The sequence below is a fragment of the Sorangium sp. So ce128 genome (assembly GCF_051525245.1).
GTDB lineage: Bacteria > Myxococcota_A > Polyangia > Polyangiales > Polyangiaceae > Sorangium > Sorangium cellulosum_B.
Map to the genome: position 1 here is coordinate 2,349,654 of NZ_CP150313.1, position 16,835 is coordinate 2,366,488.

The 16,835-nt window shown below is 72.5% G+C and carries 10 protein-coding genes; all 10 read left to right on the forward strand.

Features of this window, described 5'->3' with window-relative positions; all coding sequences use genetic code 11:
• Positions 1-144 precede the first annotated feature (144 nt).
• The 10 genes from WME82_RS09120 (at position 145) to WME82_RS09165 (ending at position 16,822) form a co-directional block, all read left to right on the forward strand.
• A complete protein-coding gene (locus WME82_RS09120; protein ID WP_438042519.1) occupies positions 145-1,317 on the forward strand; it encodes a TolB family protein in 1,173 nt (390 codons plus the stop codon).
• Positions 1,314-4,850, forward strand: coding sequence for a hypothetical protein (locus tag WME82_RS09125; protein ID WP_438042520.1), 3,537 nt, complete (start codon positions 1,314-1,316; stop codon positions 4,848-4,850). The genes WME82_RS09120 and WME82_RS09125 overlap by 4 nt, the downstream gene beginning before the upstream one ends.
• 166 nt (positions 4,851-5,016) lie before the next feature.
• Positions 5,017-5,835 (forward strand): CDP-diacylglycerol--serine O-phosphatidyltransferase, encoded by an 819-nt coding sequence (gene pssA / locus WME82_RS09130; RefSeq protein WP_438042521.1) that lies wholly within the window; start codon positions 5,017-5,019, stop codon positions 5,833-5,835.
• Positions 5,836-5,932: 97 nt separating this feature from the next.
• The gene (locus WME82_RS09135; protein WP_012234257.1) at positions 5,933-6,334 is read left to right on the forward strand and encodes a hypothetical protein; all 402 of its coding nucleotides are present in this window, start codon (positions 5,933-5,935) and stop codon (positions 6,332-6,334) included.
• A 209-nt stretch (positions 6,335-6,543) separates the two neighbouring features.
• Positions 6,544-7,455, forward strand: coding sequence for a cytochrome C assembly family protein (locus tag WME82_RS09140; RefSeq protein ID WP_438042522.1), 912 nt, complete (start codon positions 6,544-6,546; stop codon positions 7,453-7,455).
• A 5-nt stretch (positions 7,456-7,460) separates the two neighbouring features.
• Positions 7,461-9,050 carry a glutamyl-tRNA reductase gene (gene hemA, locus WME82_RS09145; RefSeq protein WP_438042523.1) on the forward strand — a complete coding sequence of 530 codons (1,590 nt, stop codon included), beginning with the start codon at positions 7,461-7,463 and terminating at the stop codon, positions 9,048-9,050.
• Positions 9,047-9,952, forward strand: coding sequence for a hydroxymethylbilane synthase (gene hemC, locus WME82_RS09150; protein ID WP_438042524.1), 906 nt, complete (start codon positions 9,047-9,049; stop codon positions 9,950-9,952). Before hemA ends, hemC begins: the two co-directional genes overlap by 4 nt.
• 263 nt (positions 9,953-10,215) lie before the next feature.
• On the forward strand, positions 10,216-11,814 hold the full coding sequence (locus tag WME82_RS09155; RefSeq protein ID WP_438042525.1) for a glycoside hydrolase family 57 protein: 1,599 nt from the start codon (positions 10,216-10,218) through the stop codon (positions 11,812-11,814).
• 554 nt (positions 11,815-12,368) lie between these two features.
• On the forward strand, positions 12,369-13,550 hold the full coding sequence (locus tag WME82_RS09160) for an efflux RND transporter periplasmic adaptor subunit (RefSeq protein ID WP_438042526.1): 1,182 nt from the start codon (positions 12,369-12,371) through the stop codon (positions 13,548-13,550).
• Positions 13,551-13,594: 44 nt separating this feature from the next.
• Entirely contained in the window at positions 13,595-16,822 is a 3,228-nt protein-coding gene (locus tag WME82_RS09165; protein WP_438042527.1) for an efflux RND transporter permease subunit, read from the forward strand.
• The last annotated feature ends 13 nt before the right edge of the window (positions 16,823-16,835 follow it).

Genomic DNA, 16,835 nt, shown 5'->3' on the forward strand with positions numbered 1-16,835 from the left:
AGCGCGTGATTTTCCGGCAGCAGCAGCCGAGTCGGCCCCTCACCTGCGCCGCCGCCCGGTTCGCCGCGCGCCTCGCCTCGGGCTGACCCGCTGCGGACGCCTCCCCGCGACGGCTCGCCGCTTTCGTACTATGGTCGCGCCGCCATGAAACGAAGGCTGCCCGCCCCGCTCGCCTGCCTGCTGCTCGCCGCCTGCGCCTCCTCGGCACCCCGACCGAAGGAGCCGCTCGGCCAGATCCCGGAGGCGACGACCACGGCGAAGCCCGAGTGGCTTCCCTTCCGCATCCGCGCCGGCAAGAGCGTCGCCGCCGATCCGCGCGAGAAGCACTTCGCCGAGCTCCGGCAGCTCACCTTCGGCGGCGAGAACGCCGAGGCCTACTGGTCGCCCGACGGCAGGAAGCTCGTGTTCCAGTCGACCCGCGACGAGAACAAGTGCGACCAGCAGTACATCCTGGATCTGGAGAGCGGCGAGGTCCGCCGGGTCTCGAACGGCCAGGGCAAGACCACCTGCGGCTACTTCCTCTTCCCCGCGCCCGCGGCCTCTGCCCAGGCGCGCGTCCTCTTCGCCTCCACGCACGCCGCCGGCGAGGCGTGCCCCCCGAAGCCCGACCACTCGCAGGGGTACGTCTGGCCGCTCGACGAGTTCGACATCTACACCGCGAGCGCCGACGGCTCGGATCTCCGCCCCCTCATCCAGGGTAAGGGCTACGACGCCGAGGCGACCGTCGCGTTCGACGGCTCGCGCCTCGTGTTCACGAGCACGCGCGACGGGGACATCGACCTCTACACCGCGAAGCTCGACGGCTCGGACGTCAAGCGCATCACGAGCACGCCCGGCTACGACGGCGGCGCCTTCTTCTCCCCCGACGCGACCAAGCTGGTCTGGCGGGCAAGCCGCCCCACCGGACCGGCGCTCGACGACTACCGCGCGTTGCTCGCCAAGGGGCTCGTGCGCCCCAGCGCGCTCGAGATCTTCGTCGCGGGCGCCGACGGGCAGAACCCGCGCCCGGTGACGAGGAACGGCCGCGCCAACTTCGCGCCCTACTTCCTCCCGGACTCGCGGCGGATCCTCTTTGCCTCCGATTTCAGCACCCCCCAGGGCGCCCGGGGCATGCCCAACTTCGACCTCTACCTTGTCGACTCCGACGCGCCCCCGGCGGCGGACGGCGTGCCGCCCGTCGAGCGCGTGACCTTCTACGAGGGCTTCGACAGCTTCCCCATGTTCTCTCCGACCGGCGAGCACGTCGTCTTCGCCTCGAACCGGCACGGCGCGAAGCCCGGCGAGACCAACCTGTTCGTCGCCCGCTGGGTCGAATGACCGCGCCGCCGTCGCGGACCCGCGCGCCGCTCGCGCTCGCGTCGGCGTGCGCGCTCGCGGGCTGCTCGGGCGCCCCGGCGCAGCCGCCCCGCCCTGCCGAGGCCACCCTCCCGTCGATGGACGCCGCCGGCGCGGCCTACACCTCGCCCGCGCGCTGGAGCTACCATCCGGCGGCGCCCGACGCCGCGGTCGCGTGGGCGCCGTTCGCCGGCGCCGGCTGCGTCGTCGTCGCCCAGGGAGGGCAGCGATGGACGGTGACGCCCGATCCACGGACGTCCACGCCGCCGCCGAGCGCCGCCGGGCCCGCCGCGCAGGCCGGGCGCTGCGCCGGCCAGGGCAGGACGAGCGCCTCGCCTGCGCCGGAGGAGCTCACCGCGATCGTGCGGCGCTCGCCGGCCTCCTGGATGTTCGTCGGCGCGAGCGGCGCGATCTACGAGGCCTCCTCGCCGCTCGGCCAGCTCACGCGGGCGCTCTCTCCGCCCGAGCCGCTCCTGCAGGTCGCGGGCGCCGGCGGCTCGCTGATCGGGGTGACCCGGGGCGGCGGGGTGCTCCGGTGGCGCGAGGAGCTCGGATGGAAGCCGGTGCTGCTCGACGGCGCCGCGGGGCAGGGCGGGGCCCCGCCGCGCGCCTTTGGCGTCGCCATGGCCGACGGCGGCCGCGCGCTCGTGCTCGCGCTGCCGGAGGCGCTGTTCGCCAGCGAGGACGGCGGGGGCACCTGGTCGCGCGCGCCGCTCCCGACGATGGGCCTCTCGCGGGTCGGCGCCCTCGGGGGCGAGCTCCTCGCCGAGGGGCTCCTCGCGTCGGCGACCTGGGATCCACGGCGCACGCCCGCGTTCTCCCGCAGCGCGGCGACGCTCCCGCGGGCCGACGTCGAGCTCGACGTGACGACCCCGCGCGCCCCGTCCGCCTCCGCCGTCTCGATCGGGCGGGCGGCGATGAGCGGCGATCGCTATGTCGAGGCGGTCCGCCCGGAAGACGCCGGCGCGCCGTGGCTCTTCGCGAGCGGCCCCATCGAGGGGCCGCTCAAGGAGGCGGCCATGCCGGGCACGGGCGACTGCGGGAGCATCAAGCTCGGCGCGAACGGCCGGCGCGTCGTCGCGGTGTGCGCCGAGCCGGACGGCGATCGCGTCGTGGCGCGGGTGCTCCGCAGCGACGATGGCGGCGGCGCGTGGTCGCCGGCCGCCACGCTGGAGACGCCGGACATCGACCAGGTCGGCGTCGCGGTGGCGCCCGATGGCGCGGCGCTCCTGACCGGCGTCTGCAAGCCGAGCGACGGCGCGGACAGCTGCAAGCCGACCGCGCCGCTCCTCCTGTCCCACGACGGCGCCCACGACGAGGATCGCGCCGCGGTCGCCCTCGCGGCGGCCCCCACGCTCGGCGCGCCCGCCGTGCTGCCCGCGTTCTCGGCGGACGGGCGCTCCGCGTATTTCCTCGGCTTCCGCGGCAAGGACGAGCGCCTCGCGCTGTTCGTCTCGCACGACGGGGGCGAGACCTTCGCGCCGCGGCCGCTCGACGCGACCGCCGCGCTGCCCGCCCCGCAGGCTGGCGGCGCCGAGGACGAGGACGAGGAGGGCGGGCCGGGCGACGGTCCCTCGCCGGAGGGGTTCGACGTCGTCGAGGAGAGCGCGCTGCGCCCGGCGGAAGACGGCGCCGTCGGCCTGCTGCTCTCGGAGCGCGGCTCGCTCACGTACCTGACCGCCGACGAGGACGGCCGGGTGCTCACGGCGACGACCCCGCCGGCGGAGAGCGCGGCGCTCGCCGGCTTCGGGCGGCGCGTGCTCGCGCTCGCGTCGCGCGCGCGAGACAGCGGCGATGACGTCGCGGCGCTCTGGGAGTCGCTCGACGGCGGCGTGAGCTGGGCAGAGCTCCCGGAGATGCCGGCGCTCTCGCGCGAGGTCTCCGAGGCCCAGCTCGCCATCACATGCGGCGCCAGCGGCTGCCTCTTCGGCGACGTGGCGACCCGCGTCGGCTGGGGCGGCCAGGCCGACGGCGCGCTGCCGCGCGCGCCGGAGCCGGCCCCGCGCGCGCAGCCTTCCGCGCGCACGCCCATCGTCTGCGAGACGCTGCCGTCCTCGAAGTGGACGCGCGTCGACCACGTCGACTCGAGCGGCCTCGGCCTTCCCGACGGCGACGAGCTCTTGCGCGGCCGGTCGGTGTGGTCGTTGCTCACGCGCGCCCCGAGCGGCGCCGTCGACGTCGTCTCCGCGATGCTCCCCGAGTCCGGCGCCGGGGAGGCGCGGGTCGTCACGCGATCGCTGCTGCCCGCGGTGCCGGCGGGGCTCGGGCGAGCGCGGGTCGCGACCAACGTCACCTCCCAGATGGAGGGCTACGCCGTGGCGCGCCTGCGGATCCCAGGCGGCGCGGCGGCGCCGGGGGCCCCGATGCGCAACGTCGAGGTCGCCTGGGAGAACTGGATGGATGGCACCTCGGGCCGCGGCACGATCCCCGACGCCGGCCCGTTCGAGCTCGGCGACGTGAAGGTCGTCCCCGACGCCGCGCGAAAGCCGCGCGCGGGCGCCCGGCCGCAGGCCGGCCCGGGAGGCGCGGCCTCGCGCCGCGCGCCGCCCCCCGACGACTTCTTCGATCCCGCGCTCCTGTCGGTCTCGCTGCGCGGGCTCTTCATCAGGCCGCACTCCGACAGCGCTCAGTCGGCGCTCACGTTCTTCTACGAGCCGCCGGGGAAGCTCCAGCGCTTCGACTTCCCGTCCTGGCCCGCGTCGGGCCTTCACGGCAGCCTCGACGTGCGCGCCGATGCGGTCCTGGCGGACGGTCAGCCCGTCGGCGTGGGGATGGTCCGGCAGGCGTCGAACGGCCCGATGATCGGGATGCTGCTCGCCCACCGCCCGGCGCCTCCTGCCGGCGCGTCCGCCGCGCCGGGCCCGGGCGCCGCGTGGGTGATCGATGCCGTCTCGGTCGCTCCGCCGGCGGACCGCGATCGGATCGTGCACACCGACTGGACCTACGCAGGACGGTCGATCGGCGTGGCGACGCTGGTCGCCCATCCCGGGCACGCGGCGGCGTGGTCGATCTTCCAGCCGTTCCGAGGGGATGGCACGCTCGGCCCCGCTCAGCCGCTGCCGACGCCGTTCGACCTCGGAGACGCGCCGCGCCCCTGCTCTGCCGCCGAACGCGCGGCGACCGCGCGCCAGGAGGCGCCGCTCTTCCTCGGCAGCACGGCCTTGTTCCCGGGCACACGCCACCCGGTGCTCGTCGTGGACGCCGCTGGTCCCTCCAGTCCGCCCGAGGTCACGGTGCTCCTGACCTCCACCACGGTGCTCCACGGTACGCCTGCCGCGCCGTGTGTTGCGGGCTGGGAGGCACGAGCGATCGGACGGGCGCCCCGCTCTGCGATCATCCCCGGCGATCTCGCCCAGGCGTGGTTGTTCCGGGCCGCGGCGGGCTCGGCGGTCGCTGTGGGCGGATCGAGCGGCCCGGCCGTCGAGCTCCGCCCGATGGTGTGCCGCTTCGATCCCGGCGCGGAGGTCCCGGAGGCGGTATGGAGTGAGCCGGGCATGGCGCAGCCCGCGCGTTGAGCGACGGCGGAAAAACAAAAACGACGAATGAAACGAAGCTGACGGTGAGATGAAACGATCCCGGATCCTGGCTCGCGGTAACCTTCTAGCGACTCGCGTGTGCGCTTCGGCGCTTGCGTTCGCGGTCCCTGCGGCGATAGCCTGGCCTGCCTAAACGGGAGGCGGCATGATCCGGAAGCGACGGCGGTTCGAGCTCAGGAAGACGCTGTTCCTGCTTCCGAACCTGATCACGCTCTCATCGATCTTCTGTGGCTTCGATTCGATCCGGCGCTCCGCGACCGCGCACTCGGAAGATGATTTCTACCGCGCCGCGCTGCTGATCGTCTTCGCGATGTTCTTCGACACCCTCGACGGGCGTGTCGCGCGGATGACGAAGACCCAGAGCGCCTTCGGCCTGCAGATCGACTCGCTGGCCGATATTGTCTCGTTCGGCGTGGCGCCGTCGATGCTCGTGTATCAGTGGACGCTGCACCGCTTCGATCTCGCGGGGCTGCTCGTGTCGTTCATCTTCACGGCCTGCGGCGCGGTCCGGCTGGCGCGCTTCAACGTCCTCTCCATGGGTGAGGCGGGCAAGCCCACGAAGCCTTCGAAGTACATCGTCGGCCTCCCGATCCCGGGCGCGGCGGGCATCCTCGTCTCGATCGTGGTCGCGAACCACGCGGCCGCCGGCGCGATCGGCGGCGAGCGCTACGCGTCGGCGATCCTCGTCACCACGACGATCCTGTCGCTGCTGATGGTCTCGACCATCCGGTTCCGCTCTTTCAAGGATCTCCGGCTCAACGTCCGGACGGTGCTCTTCGTGGCGTTCGCTGTCGGGTCGAGCGCGGTGATCTCGACGCAGCTGCAGCCCGCGTTCGTGCTCGTGTGGTTGCTCGGCTTCTACGTGCTGCTCGGGATCTTCGAGTCGCTCTGGCACCTGCCTGCGCGGCTCCGCGGCCTGCGTCGGGACTCGGTGCCTCCGCCCACGTTACCCCCTGCGGCCTGAGGCACCTGCGGCCTGAGGCGCGTCGGCTCGGGCTCACCCCTGGTGGCCGGCATCGCGACCCAACCGCTCCGGCTCATTTTTGAGTAGACTGCGTGCGATGAAGAACCGCGTGTTCTTTCCGCAGGCCGCGCTCGACGACTGGATCGCGAGCGACCGCGTCGATCTGAACAACGACGAGCTTCTGATCAAGACCGAGGGCCGCCGCTACAAGATCATCGAGGCGATCCGCGTGCTCCGCGAGGTGACGGGCTCGGCGGACATCCACGAGGTCCTCGGCAGGGTCAAGACGCGGGCGTTCCTGCGGGAGCTCGGGGCGGAGATCCTCGAGGGGTCCATGATCATCGGCGACAACGCCTACGACGTGATCCCGGGGTTCATCGGCGCCCCGGTGGGCACGTTCGCCGAGCACCGCAAGGCCGCCCCGGCGGGGACCGCGACCAGCAGCAGCCCGACGAGCGACGAAGAGCTCCTGGCCGCGTTCCTCACCAGCAAGATGTAGCGGCGCCGCGCCCGGTTGCTTGGGCGCCGCGCCCGGTTGCCTCGGCGCCCCCGCCGGCGCGCTACACCCGGTGGCGAGGCGCTGCCGATACGGTCTCTAGCGCCCGCCTCTCCCGGCGCATCCGCGCTGTCAGGCCTCGGCCTACGAGAGTACGCTCCCGCCTCTGCGGCCGGCGGGCCATCCCCGGTGAGGCAGGCTATAACGGGGCCATGCCCGAGGTCATCTCCGGGATCAGCTTCGCGCTCGCCCTGCTGTTCTACAGCGCTGCCAGCGCGCTCTTCTTCCTCGACGTCGCCCGCAGCCGCGCCCGGCTCCCCTCCACGGGCGACCTCGCGGGCCTCTTCGGCGCGGGGGCGCGCGTCCACGACCCCGGCGCTCGGCCGAGCGCTGCGGTCGCCGCCTCCGCCTCGCGGCACGCGCCCTTGCTGCTCGGCCTGGGCGCCCTCGGGCACGCGACCTACGTCACGCTCGCCAGCTTCGTCGCGCGGGTCTGCCCGGTGCACTCCGTTCATTTCATGCTCTCGGTCGCGTCCCTCCTCGCGATCGCCGTTTACCTCGTCGCCCGCCCTCGCTTTCGCATCGACGCGCTCGGGCTCCTCATCGGGCCGCTCGGGCTCGCTTTCCTGCTCGGCACGTTCTTCCTCGGAAAGCCGCACCCCGAGCCGAAGCTCAGCCCGCTGTTCATCGCGGCGCATGTCATGGCGAACCTGCTCGGGATCGCCCTCTTTCTGCTCGCCGGCGCCTCCGCGGCGCTCTACCTCGTCCAGGAGAAGCGGCTCAAGCGGAAGCGGCATCTCGAGCGCATGGGCAACCTCCCGGCGCTCGACACGCTCGACCGCGCCATCCATCGCTTCCTGAGCGCCGGCTTCCCCTTGCTGACGCTCGGCATCGTCACGGGGACGTACTGGGCGCACCAGCTCGAGATGGGCAACGCCGAGGAGGTGATGCGCGCCATCTTCGGCTACGCCACATGGCTGCTCATCGCGCTCGTGCTGCTCTTGCGCGCCGCCGCTGGCTGGCGCGGCCGCCGCGCGGCGTACGGCACCATCGCGGGGCTCGCCTGCGCCGGGGCGGTGCTCGTCATCTATCTCGTCCGTCCCGCCGCGGGGCTCGGAGGCTAGCGCAGGTGATCTTCGTCGGGCTCTCCCACAAGACCGCGCCCATCGAGGTGCGCGAGCGGCTCGCGATCGGGCGGGATCGGCTGCCCGAGGTGCTCGCGCGCCTCACGGCCCACCCTGCCATCGGAGAGGCGCTCGTCCTCTCCACCTGCAACCGCGTCGAGATCTACGCCTCACCCCGGCAGCAGGCGCCCGCGCCGCCCCGCCCCGGGAGCGCTCCGCCGCCGTCCGACGAGGAGCTCTCGCGCGACGACGAGGCGCTGCGCGCCGCCGTCGCGACCCTCGTCGGCCTCGGCGGAGACGCCGTCCGGGGCCACCTCGCAGGCCGCGTCGGGAGCGATGCCGTCCTCCACCTCTTCCGCGTCGCGGCGTCGCTCGACTCGATGGTCGTCGGCGAGCCGCAGATCCTCGGACAGATGAAGGAGGCCATCGAGGTGGCCCGCGGGGCGAAGACCCTCGGCGCCCGGCTCGGCCGCGCGGCTCACCGCGCCATCAAGGTCGGCAAGCGCGTGCGGACGGAGACGGCGATAGGCGCCGGGCAGGTCTCGGTCTCCAGCGTCGCCATCGATCTCGCCCGCCAGATCTTCGCCGATCTCGCCGGTCACACGGCGCTGCTCATCGGCGCCGGCGACATGGCCGAGGCCGCCTCGAAGCTCCTCGTCCGCGCCGGCACCCGCCTCATCGTGGTCAACCGGAGCCCGGACCGCGCCGCCGCGCTCGCCCGCGAGGTCGGCGGCGAGCCTCGCCCCTGGGCCGACCTCGAGCGCTCCGTCATCGACGCCGACATCGTGATCTCGTCGACCTCGAGCCCCAATTACGTGGTCACGCCCGACCTCGTCCGCCGAGCCCGCAAGGCCAGGAAGGGCAGGAGCCTGTTTCTCATCGACATCGCGGTCCCGCGTGACATCGACCCCGCCGTCAACAAGCTCGACAGCGTGTACCTCTACGATGTCGACGACCTCTCGCAGATCGTGGCGCAGTCCGTCGAGGGGCGCGCCGCCGAGGCGGCGCGGGCCGAGGCGATCGTCGCGGACGAGGCGCAGGCCTTCGAGGCGTGGACGCTCGAGCGCGCCCTGACGCCCACGATCGTCGGCTTGCGGGCCCGCACGCGATCCATCCTCGCCGCCGAGGTCGAGCGCAGCCTCTCTGGCAAGCTCCGGCACCTCGGCGTGGCCGAGCGCCAGGCCCTCGCGATGATGATCGACGCCGCCACGAACAAGCTGCTCCACGTGCCCACCACCCGACTCCGCGCGATGGCCGGCGATCCCCGCGTCGCCGAGCACGTCGACTCGCTCCAGGAGCTGTTCGACATCGACGGCGCGCCGTCCGAGAACGCCGCCGCCTCGGCGCTCGCCGAGGGGGAGCTGCGCGGCGCGGTGGACGGGCCTCCCACGCCTCGCTCCGCCCGCGGGGCAGCGCCTCCCGCCTCCGGCGCTCGAGGCGGTGCCTCGCCCCGGCACGCCGATCCGCGCCACCAGGCGGCAGAGGACAACGGCGTTTACGCGCGGCAGCCCGGCGGGCGCCCCGCCGAGGCGGGCGTCATGGCCGTCGCGAATCCAGCCGCGGCCGTGAGCGCAGCTGGGTTAAAGGGAGCGTGATGCCCACGGAGCTCACCCTCGCCACGCGCCGCTCGGCGCTCGCCCTCGCCCAGTCCCGCGCCTTCGCTCGTTCCCTCGAAGCGGCGGTGCCCGATCTCTCCCTGCGCGAGCTCGAGGTGGTGACCTCGGGCGACAAGACGCAGGATCGCTCGCTCCAGGACATCGGCGGCAAAGGGCTGTTCATCAAGGAGCTCGAAGAGGCGCTCCTGGACCGGCGCGCCGACTTCGCGGTCCACTCGATCAAGGACGTCCCCGCCGAGATCGCCCCGGCGCTGTGCCTCGCCTGCATCCCCGCGCGGGAGGACCCTCGCGACGCGCTCGTCACCCGGAGCGGCGCTTTGCTCGCGGAGCTGCCGGCGGGCGCCCGGGTCGGGACCTCGAGCCTCCGCCGGGCGGTCGCGCTGCGCGAGGCGCGCCCGGATCTCGTGATCGAGCCGGTCCGTGGCAACGTCGACACCCGGCTCCGCAAGGTGTTCGACGGCGTGTTCGACGCCGTGGTGCTGGCGCTCGCCGGCCTGAAGCGGCTCGGCCTCGAAGGCCGCGCCACGGAGGTGCTGTCGCCCGAGGTGTCGTTGCCCGCGATCGGACAGGGCGCGCTCGGCATCGAGTGCCGCACGGCGGACGACGGCGTGCGTGGCGTCCTGGCGACGCTCGCGGACGCCGAGACCACGATCTGCGTCTCTGCCGAGCGAGCCGTGATGGCCGCGGTGGAAGGCAGTTGCCGGACGCCGGTGGCCGCCTATGCGGTGCGGGACGGCGACGCGCTGTGGCTTCGGGCGCTCCTCGCCGAGCCCGACGGCTCCCGGTTGCGAAGGGCGGAAAGGCGCCTGTCGTGGCCCGGAAACACGCATGAAGCCGAGCGCCTCGGAGCGGACCTCGGGGCGGAGCTCAAGAAGGGTTGATGCGTGTAACTCGACTGGAAGGCTGCCACGTCCGGAACATTTCTAGAATGGAATTGATAAGGGATCTCCGCACCATGCCGGGATGAACGGTCCCCTGGCGATGGGATCGCCAGCGCTCGGCGCGCCGGCGCCTCCAGGCGGAGCCCGTCGGCCCGCGCCTTGCGCGCCGCCGCCCATGACCGGCGCGTTCGCCGCGCGCTTCCCGCGCGGGCGCGACCGTGCGAGACGACAGCCCACCGGCGGTTTCCCGCCTCCAGCGCTCCATGCCGGGCTACGTCGCCCTCGTCCTCCACGCTCACCTGCCGTACGTGCGTCACCCCGAGCACGTCCGCTCCCTGGAGGAGCGCTGGTTCTTCGAGGCGCTCTGGGAGTGTTATCTCCCCCTGCTCGGGGTCCTCGATCGCCTCGCCGCCGACCGCGTCGTCGCCCCGCTGACCCTCTCCGTCTCGCCGTCGCTCCTCGCGATGCTGCGCGACGAGCTGCTCCTTCGCCGGTTCGAGGACCACCTCCGCCGGCTCACCGCGCTGGCGGCCCGGGTCGAAGCCCGCTTCGCCGGGAGCGGCTTCGCCGGGGCCGCCGCGCTCTACCGCGCGCGGCTCGCGGACGCGGCGAGCTCGTGGGAGGCGCTCGGCGGCGATGTCCCGGGCGCCCTGGTGCGCCACGCCGGGGCGGGCCGCGTCGAGCTCCTCACCACGGCCGCGACGCACGCGTACCTGCCCGGACTGCTCGCCACGCCGGCGTCGATCCGGGCGCAGCTGCGGCTCGGCCGCCGCGCCTTCGCGGCCTTCACCGGCGCGCCCGAGCCTCGCGGCCTCTGGCTGCCCGAGTGCGCTTACGCGCCGGGCCTCGACGCCGATCTCGCGGCGGCGGGCGTCCGCTTCACCGTGCTCGACGCCCACGCGCTCACGCTCGCCGCGCCGCCTGCGTCCGCCGGCGCGTCCGTCCCGGTGCTCTCGCCTGCCGGCCTCGCGTGCTTCGGGCGCGATCGCGACAGCGCGCGCGAGGTCTGGTCGCGCGACGCCGGCTATCCGGGTCACCCGGTTTATCGCGAGTTCTACCGCGACGTCGGGCTCGACCTGCCCGAGCGCGAGCTCGAAGGGGAGGTCGGTCCCGACGGCACCCGGCTCATGACCGGCCTCAAGCTCCATCGCGTGACCGGGCCCGGCCCCGACAAGGCGCCGTACGACCCGGCCCGCGCCTCCGCGCAGGCGCGCGCGCACGCCGCGGACTTCGTGGCCCGCCGCGAGGCCGCGCTCGCGTCGATCCGCGGCGTGAACGCCCCGCCCATCCTGGTGGCCCCCTACGACGCCGAGCTCTTCGGCCACTGGTGGCTCGAAGGGCCCGAGTTCCTCGAGCACGCCCTGCGCCGCCTCGCGGCCTCGGATCGCGCCGTTCCGATCGCGCTCGGCGCGTACCTGGAGCGCCATCCGCCCGTCGAGGTCGTGGAGCCTGCCGCCTCGACGTGGGGCGAAGGCGGGTTCGGCGCATTCTGGACGGGCCCGAGCGCGTCCTCCCTGTGGCGCCACGCGCACCACGCCGAGCGCGCCGTGCTGGGCGCGCTCTCGAGTTGCCGCCACGCGGGCGGCCTGCCCGGCCGCGCGCTGGACCAGGCGATCCGCGAGCTCCTCCTCCTTCAATCGAGCGACTGGGCCTTCATGATGTCGGCCGGGGAGATGGCTTCCTATGCGGAGGCGCGCGCCCACGCCCACGCGACCCGAGCCCGCCGCCTCGCGTACCTGGCCCAGCAGCCCACGGCTTCGCCCTCCGACGTGGCGTGGCTCGACGCGCTTTGCGCGCTCGACCCTTTCCTCGCCGAGCTCTCGGGCCCTGTGCTCCGAGGCGCCTTCGACCCGTGGCGCTGAGCCGGCGTTCCTCCGCGCCGCTCGCCTCCGGCTCTCCCGCGCTCCAGGGGCAGATCTCTTTCCGGTAAAGAAGAATTAAATTGTGTTAAAATATTGTGCGAAGGTACTTCGCATGATCGCCGACCGTCCTCGCCACGGCGGTCGACTCGGTGGGAGGGCGTGTGCGCCCCGCGGCGGTGCCCTCGGCGCCTCTTTTCGGGAGGGTGACCCGCGATTCACCCGCCCGTTTCATCGCCGGCCGCCGGCCGCGCGACCCGGCGCACATCACCCAGCACGTTTTTCGCGGTCATGGCGGCATGAAGTGCGAGAGGGACGGAGACCTTGTCCGGAACACCCCCTTGATGACCGGCCGGTCAGCACCCTAGTGTGTTGCCCGCCAGCTTTGCTCCTGGACCGCACCGGCAGGCGCTGGCAAAGAACCGGGCGGACTCCCCATGACACATCCTCCTTGCGGACCCGAGCGCCGTTTCGCTCGATGGGCTCTCGGCGCTCGTAGCGCCGCATCGAATCACTCCCGCGCCGCCGTCGTCGCGGCGCTGCTCGCTGCGCTCGCGGTGCCCACGTTGACCGGCTGCCGCCGCCCCGAGGCGGACGCGCAGCCGTCGCCGGCGCGCGACACCGCCGCGCCACGCCAGAAGCCCGCGGTGCACTTCGGAAAGGTGATCGCGCGCCCGCTCGCGCAGACGCTGGACGTCAGCGGCACCCTGGTCGCCGACGAGACGAGCGAGGCGGCGACGCAGATCGGCGGCTTGGTCGTGAGCGTCGCGGTCGACGTGGGCTCACGGGTCAAGAAGGGCGATCCGCTCGTCGTGCTCGACGCGCGCAACGTGGCGCTCCAGTCGCAGGCCGCGTCCGCGGCCGTCGCGCAGGCGCGGGCCAAGCTCGCGCTGCAGGACGGCGCGTCGCCGAAGGGCATCGATCCCGACCAGGTGCCGGAGGTCCGGGCCGCGAAGCAGAGCATGGAGCTCGCGAAGTCCGAGGCCGAGCGCGTGAAGCAGCTCTACGACCAGGGCGCCGTCCCCCAGTCGACCTGGGACGCGGCGCGCACGCAGGCCCAGAACGCGACCGCGCAGTATGAGGGAGCGGTCAACGGCATCCGCGCGACCGTCGCGGCGCTCACGTCCGCGCAGGCGCAGGCGGGGCTCGCCTCGAAGGCGGTGTCCGACACGACGGTGCGGGCGCCCTTCGACGGCGCGATCGCCGAGAAGCGGATCAGCGTCGGCGAGTACGCCAGCCCGGGCCGCGTCGTCGCGGTCGTGGTCCGCGACAACCCGCTGCGGCTGCGCATCGACGTGCCCGAGGCGGACATCGCGCACATCGAGGTGGGCAAGCCGGTCAGCGTCTCGGTCGCCTCCTTCCCCGATCGCCTGTTCCCGGGCGTCGTGAAGCGGATCGGCGCGAGCCTGAAGGCCTCGTCGCGCACCCTGCCCGTGGAGGCCGAGTTCGACAACAGCGAGGGCAAGCTCCGCCCTGGCCTCTTCGCGCAGGGGCAGCTGGCGCTGACCGGCGAGTCAAGAACGGCGATCCTCGTCCCCGAGTCGGCGGTCGGCACCTCCGGGACGAGCGCGCGCGTGTTCGTGAAGTCGGGCGATCGCGTGACGGAGCGGCTCGTCAAGCCCGGCCGCAAGATCGATGGCCTCATCGAGGTCGTCGGTCCGCTCGCCGAGGGGGATGAGGTCGCGATCGACAAGGTGAGCGAGCTGGCGGACGGCATCGAGGTCGCGGCGGCGCAGTGAGCCGAGCGCACCGCGCGCCCCATTACTGAAGAAAGGTAGCGACCATGCAATGGCTCGCGGCAATCTGCATCCGTAGGCCGGTTTTCGCCTCGGTGATCGTCCTGCTCCTGACGGTGCTCGGGGCGTTCTCCTACTTCGGCCTCGGCGTGGACCGGTTTCCCAAGGTCGAGTTCCCGTTCATCGTCGTGACGACCGTCCTCCCCGGCGCAGCGCCCGAGGAGGTCGAGACGGAGCTCTCCGACAAGATCGAGTCGGCGGTCAACACGATCAGCGGCATCGACGAGCTGCGCTCGGCCTCGGTCGAGGGGCTCAGCCAGGTCATGATCTCCTTCCAGCTCGAGAAGGACGTCGACGTCGCCGCGCAGGAGGTGCGCGACAAGGTCGAAGGCATCCTCGCCGATCTGCCGGAAGGGATCGATCCGCCGGTGGTCGGCAAGCTCGATCCGGATGCCGCGCCGATCCTCACGCTCGCCGTCTCGTCTCCGAAGGCGGACGTCCGCTCGGTGACGGAGTTCGCCGACAAGACGCTCCGGCGCGAGCTGGAGTCGCTCGCCGGCGTCGGACAGGTGCTGCTCATCGGCGGCCGGAGCCGGCAGATCAACATCTGGATCGATCCGGAGAAGCTCGAGAAGTACTCCCTGACCGGCGGCGTGGTGGCCCAGGCGCTGGCGAGCCAGAACGTCGAGATCCCGGCCGGCCGGATCGAGCAAGGGGGCAGGGCGCTCACCCTGCGGACGCGCGGCCGCGTGCAGTCGGTCCAGCAGATGGCGGACATCGTGCTCGCGAACCGCGACGGCTACTCCGTCCGGCTCGGCGACGTCGCGGAGGTCCAGGACGGCATGGCGGAGCCGGAGTCCGCCGGCTTCCGCGGCCTCGATCCTGCCGTGCTCCTCAGCATCCGCAAGCAGAGCGGGACGAACACCGTCGAGGTCATCGACGGGCTGAAGGCGCGGATCAGCGAGGTGGAGAAGCGCCTCCCCGAGGGGTACAGCATCGCCGTCGCCCGCGATCAGTCGGAGTTCATCAAGAACTCGGTCCATGCGGTCAAGGAGCACCTCGTGCTCGGCGCGGTGCTCGCCGCGATCATCGTCGCGCTCTTCCTCGCGAACGCCCGCAGCACGCTCATCTCGGCGATCGCCATCCCGACGAGCATCATCTCCACGTTCGCCCTGATGAAGGTGGCGGGCTTCACGCTCAACGGGATCACGCTCCTCGCGCTGACGCTCGCGGTCGGCATCGTGATCGACGACGCGATCGTCGTCCTCGAGAACTGCTACCGCTGGATCGAAGAGAAGGGCGCGAGCCCGTGGGAGGCGGCGCTCCAGGGCACGAAGGAGATCGGCCCCGCGGTGCTCGCGACGACGCTCTCGCTGATCGCCGTGTTCCTCCCGGTCGCGTTCATGAGCGGCATCGTCGGCCGCTTCCTGAACTCGTTCGGCCTCACCATGGCGTTCTCGATCCTGGTCTCGCTGATCGTGAGCTTCACGCTGACGCCCATGCTGTCCGCGCGATGGCTGAAGAAGCCGGAGAAGCACGACGCCAGTAGCTCCAAGGAGTCGCGCTTCTACGGGCCGATCGAGCGCGGCTACATGGCGATCCTCCGCTGGTCGATGGCGCACCGCTGGGTGATCGTGCTCGCCTCGCTCCTGGCGCTGCTCTCGATCCCGGTGCTGGGGGGCATGGCCAAGTTCAACTTCCTCCCGGTCGAGGACGAGTCGCAGTTCCAGGTCAGCATGCGCGCGCCCGAGGGCGTGAGCCTCGACGGGACGCGCGTCATCGCCACGCGGATCGCGTCGGACATCGAGAAGCTCCCCGGCGTGCTCTACACGCTGACGACGATCGGCGACGATCCGCAGAAGACGCCGAACCTCGCCACCATCTACGTGAAGCTCAAGCCGGCGGATCAGCGCGCGCTGTCGCAGCAGGACCTCATCGATCGCGCTCGTCGCGAGCTCACTCCGCAGTTCGACGCGGAGAAGCTCCGTGCGAACATCGGCGTCGTGCCCGCCTTCTCCGGCGGTCAGAGCACCCAGATCGCCTATCAGGTGCAGGGCCCCGACCTCCAGAAGATCGGCCACTACTCCGACGCGCTGCTGCAGAAGCTCAAGGCGATCCCGGGCGTCGTCGATCCGGACACCTCGCTGCTCGTGGGCAAGCCGGAGATCCGCGTGGTCATCGACCGCAAGAAGGCCGCCGATCTCGGCGTTCAGGTCGGCGACGTGGCCAGCACCCTGCGGCTCCTGGTCGGCGGGTACAAGGTGTCGACCTACAACGAAGGCGGGGAGCAGTACGAGGTGCGCGCGCGCGCGCTGTCGAGCTTCCGCTCCGACAAGGAAGGCCTCGCGAAGATCACGGTGCCGTCGACCAAGCTCGGCGCCGTGACGCTCGACAACGTGGTGTCGTTCGCCGAGGGGACGGGCCCGTCGCGCATCGAGCGGTACAACCGGCAGCGGCAGGTCATGCTGACCGCCAACCTCGAGGCGGGCTACTCGCAGCAGACGGTCATCCAGGAGCTCGACAAGGCCGTCGCGGAGATGAACCTCGCGTCCGGCTACTCCGCTGGCCCCGTCGGCGCGTCGAAGGAGCTCATCAAGATGATGAAGAGCTTCCTCGTCGCCCTCCTCCTGTCGCTGGTCTTCATGTACCTCGTGCTCGCGGCGCAGTTCGAGTCGTGGCTGCACCCGATCACGATCCTCCTGTCGTTGCCGCTGACGGTGCCGTTCGCGTTCATCGCGGTCATCATCTTCCGGCAGTCGCTCAACATCTTCTCGCTGCTCGGCATCGTCGTGCTGTTCGGCGTCGTGAAGAAGAACTCGATCCTCCAGATCGATCACACGATCAAGCTGCGCGAGCACGGCTTGCCGCGGGCGCAGGCCATCCTGGAGGCGAACCGCGACAGGCTCCGGCCGATCCTGATGACCACGCTCGCGTTCGTCGCCGGCATGATCCCGCTCGTCGTCTCGAGCGGCGCGGGCTCGGGCACGAACCGCGCGACCGGCTTCGTGATCATCGGCGGGCAGACGCTGGCGCTCCTCCTGACGCTGCTCGCGACCCCGGTCGCCTACTCGCTGTTCGACGACGTCTCCTCGTGGCTCAAGCGGATCCTGCCCTTCATGCGGGGCAGCGACGACCAGGGCGAGCCGCGCGGGGCGGGGGAGGGCGGCGTCGCTCCGGCGGGGGATGGGGTCGTCGCGGCGGGGCACCGCGGCGCCGCGGCGCGCGCCGCCGTCGCGCACGACGCGGGCCGGCCGGCGCCGGCGCAGCTCGACTAGCAGCAGCGCTCCG

Bases quoted from the DNA above. Each gene is read 5' to 3' on its own strand.
- WME82_RS09120 (WP_438042519.1), top strand. From the start codon at position 145: ATGAAACGAAGGCTGCCCGCCCCGCTCGCCTGCCTGCTGCTCGCCGCC.
- WME82_RS09125 (WP_438042520.1), top strand. From the start codon at position 1,314: ATGACCGCGCCGCCGTCGCGGACCCGCGCGCCGCTCGCGCTCGCGTCG.
- pssA (WP_438042521.1), top strand. From the start codon at position 5,017: ATGATCCGGAAGCGACGGCGGTTCGAGCTCAGGAAGACGCTGTTCCTG.
- WME82_RS09135 (WP_012234257.1), top strand. From the start codon at position 5,933: ATGAAGAACCGCGTGTTCTTTCCGCAGGCCGCGCTCGACGACTGGATC.
- WME82_RS09140 (WP_438042522.1), top strand. From the start codon at position 6,544: ATGCCCGAGGTCATCTCCGGGATCAGCTTCGCGCTCGCCCTGCTGTTC.
- WME82_RS09155 (WP_438042525.1), top strand. From the start codon at position 10,216: ATGCCGGGCTACGTCGCCCTCGTCCTCCACGCTCACCTGCCGTACGTG.
- WME82_RS09165 (WP_438042527.1), top strand. From the start codon at position 13,595: ATGCAATGGCTCGCGGCAATCTGCATCCGTAGGCCGGTTTTCGCCTCG.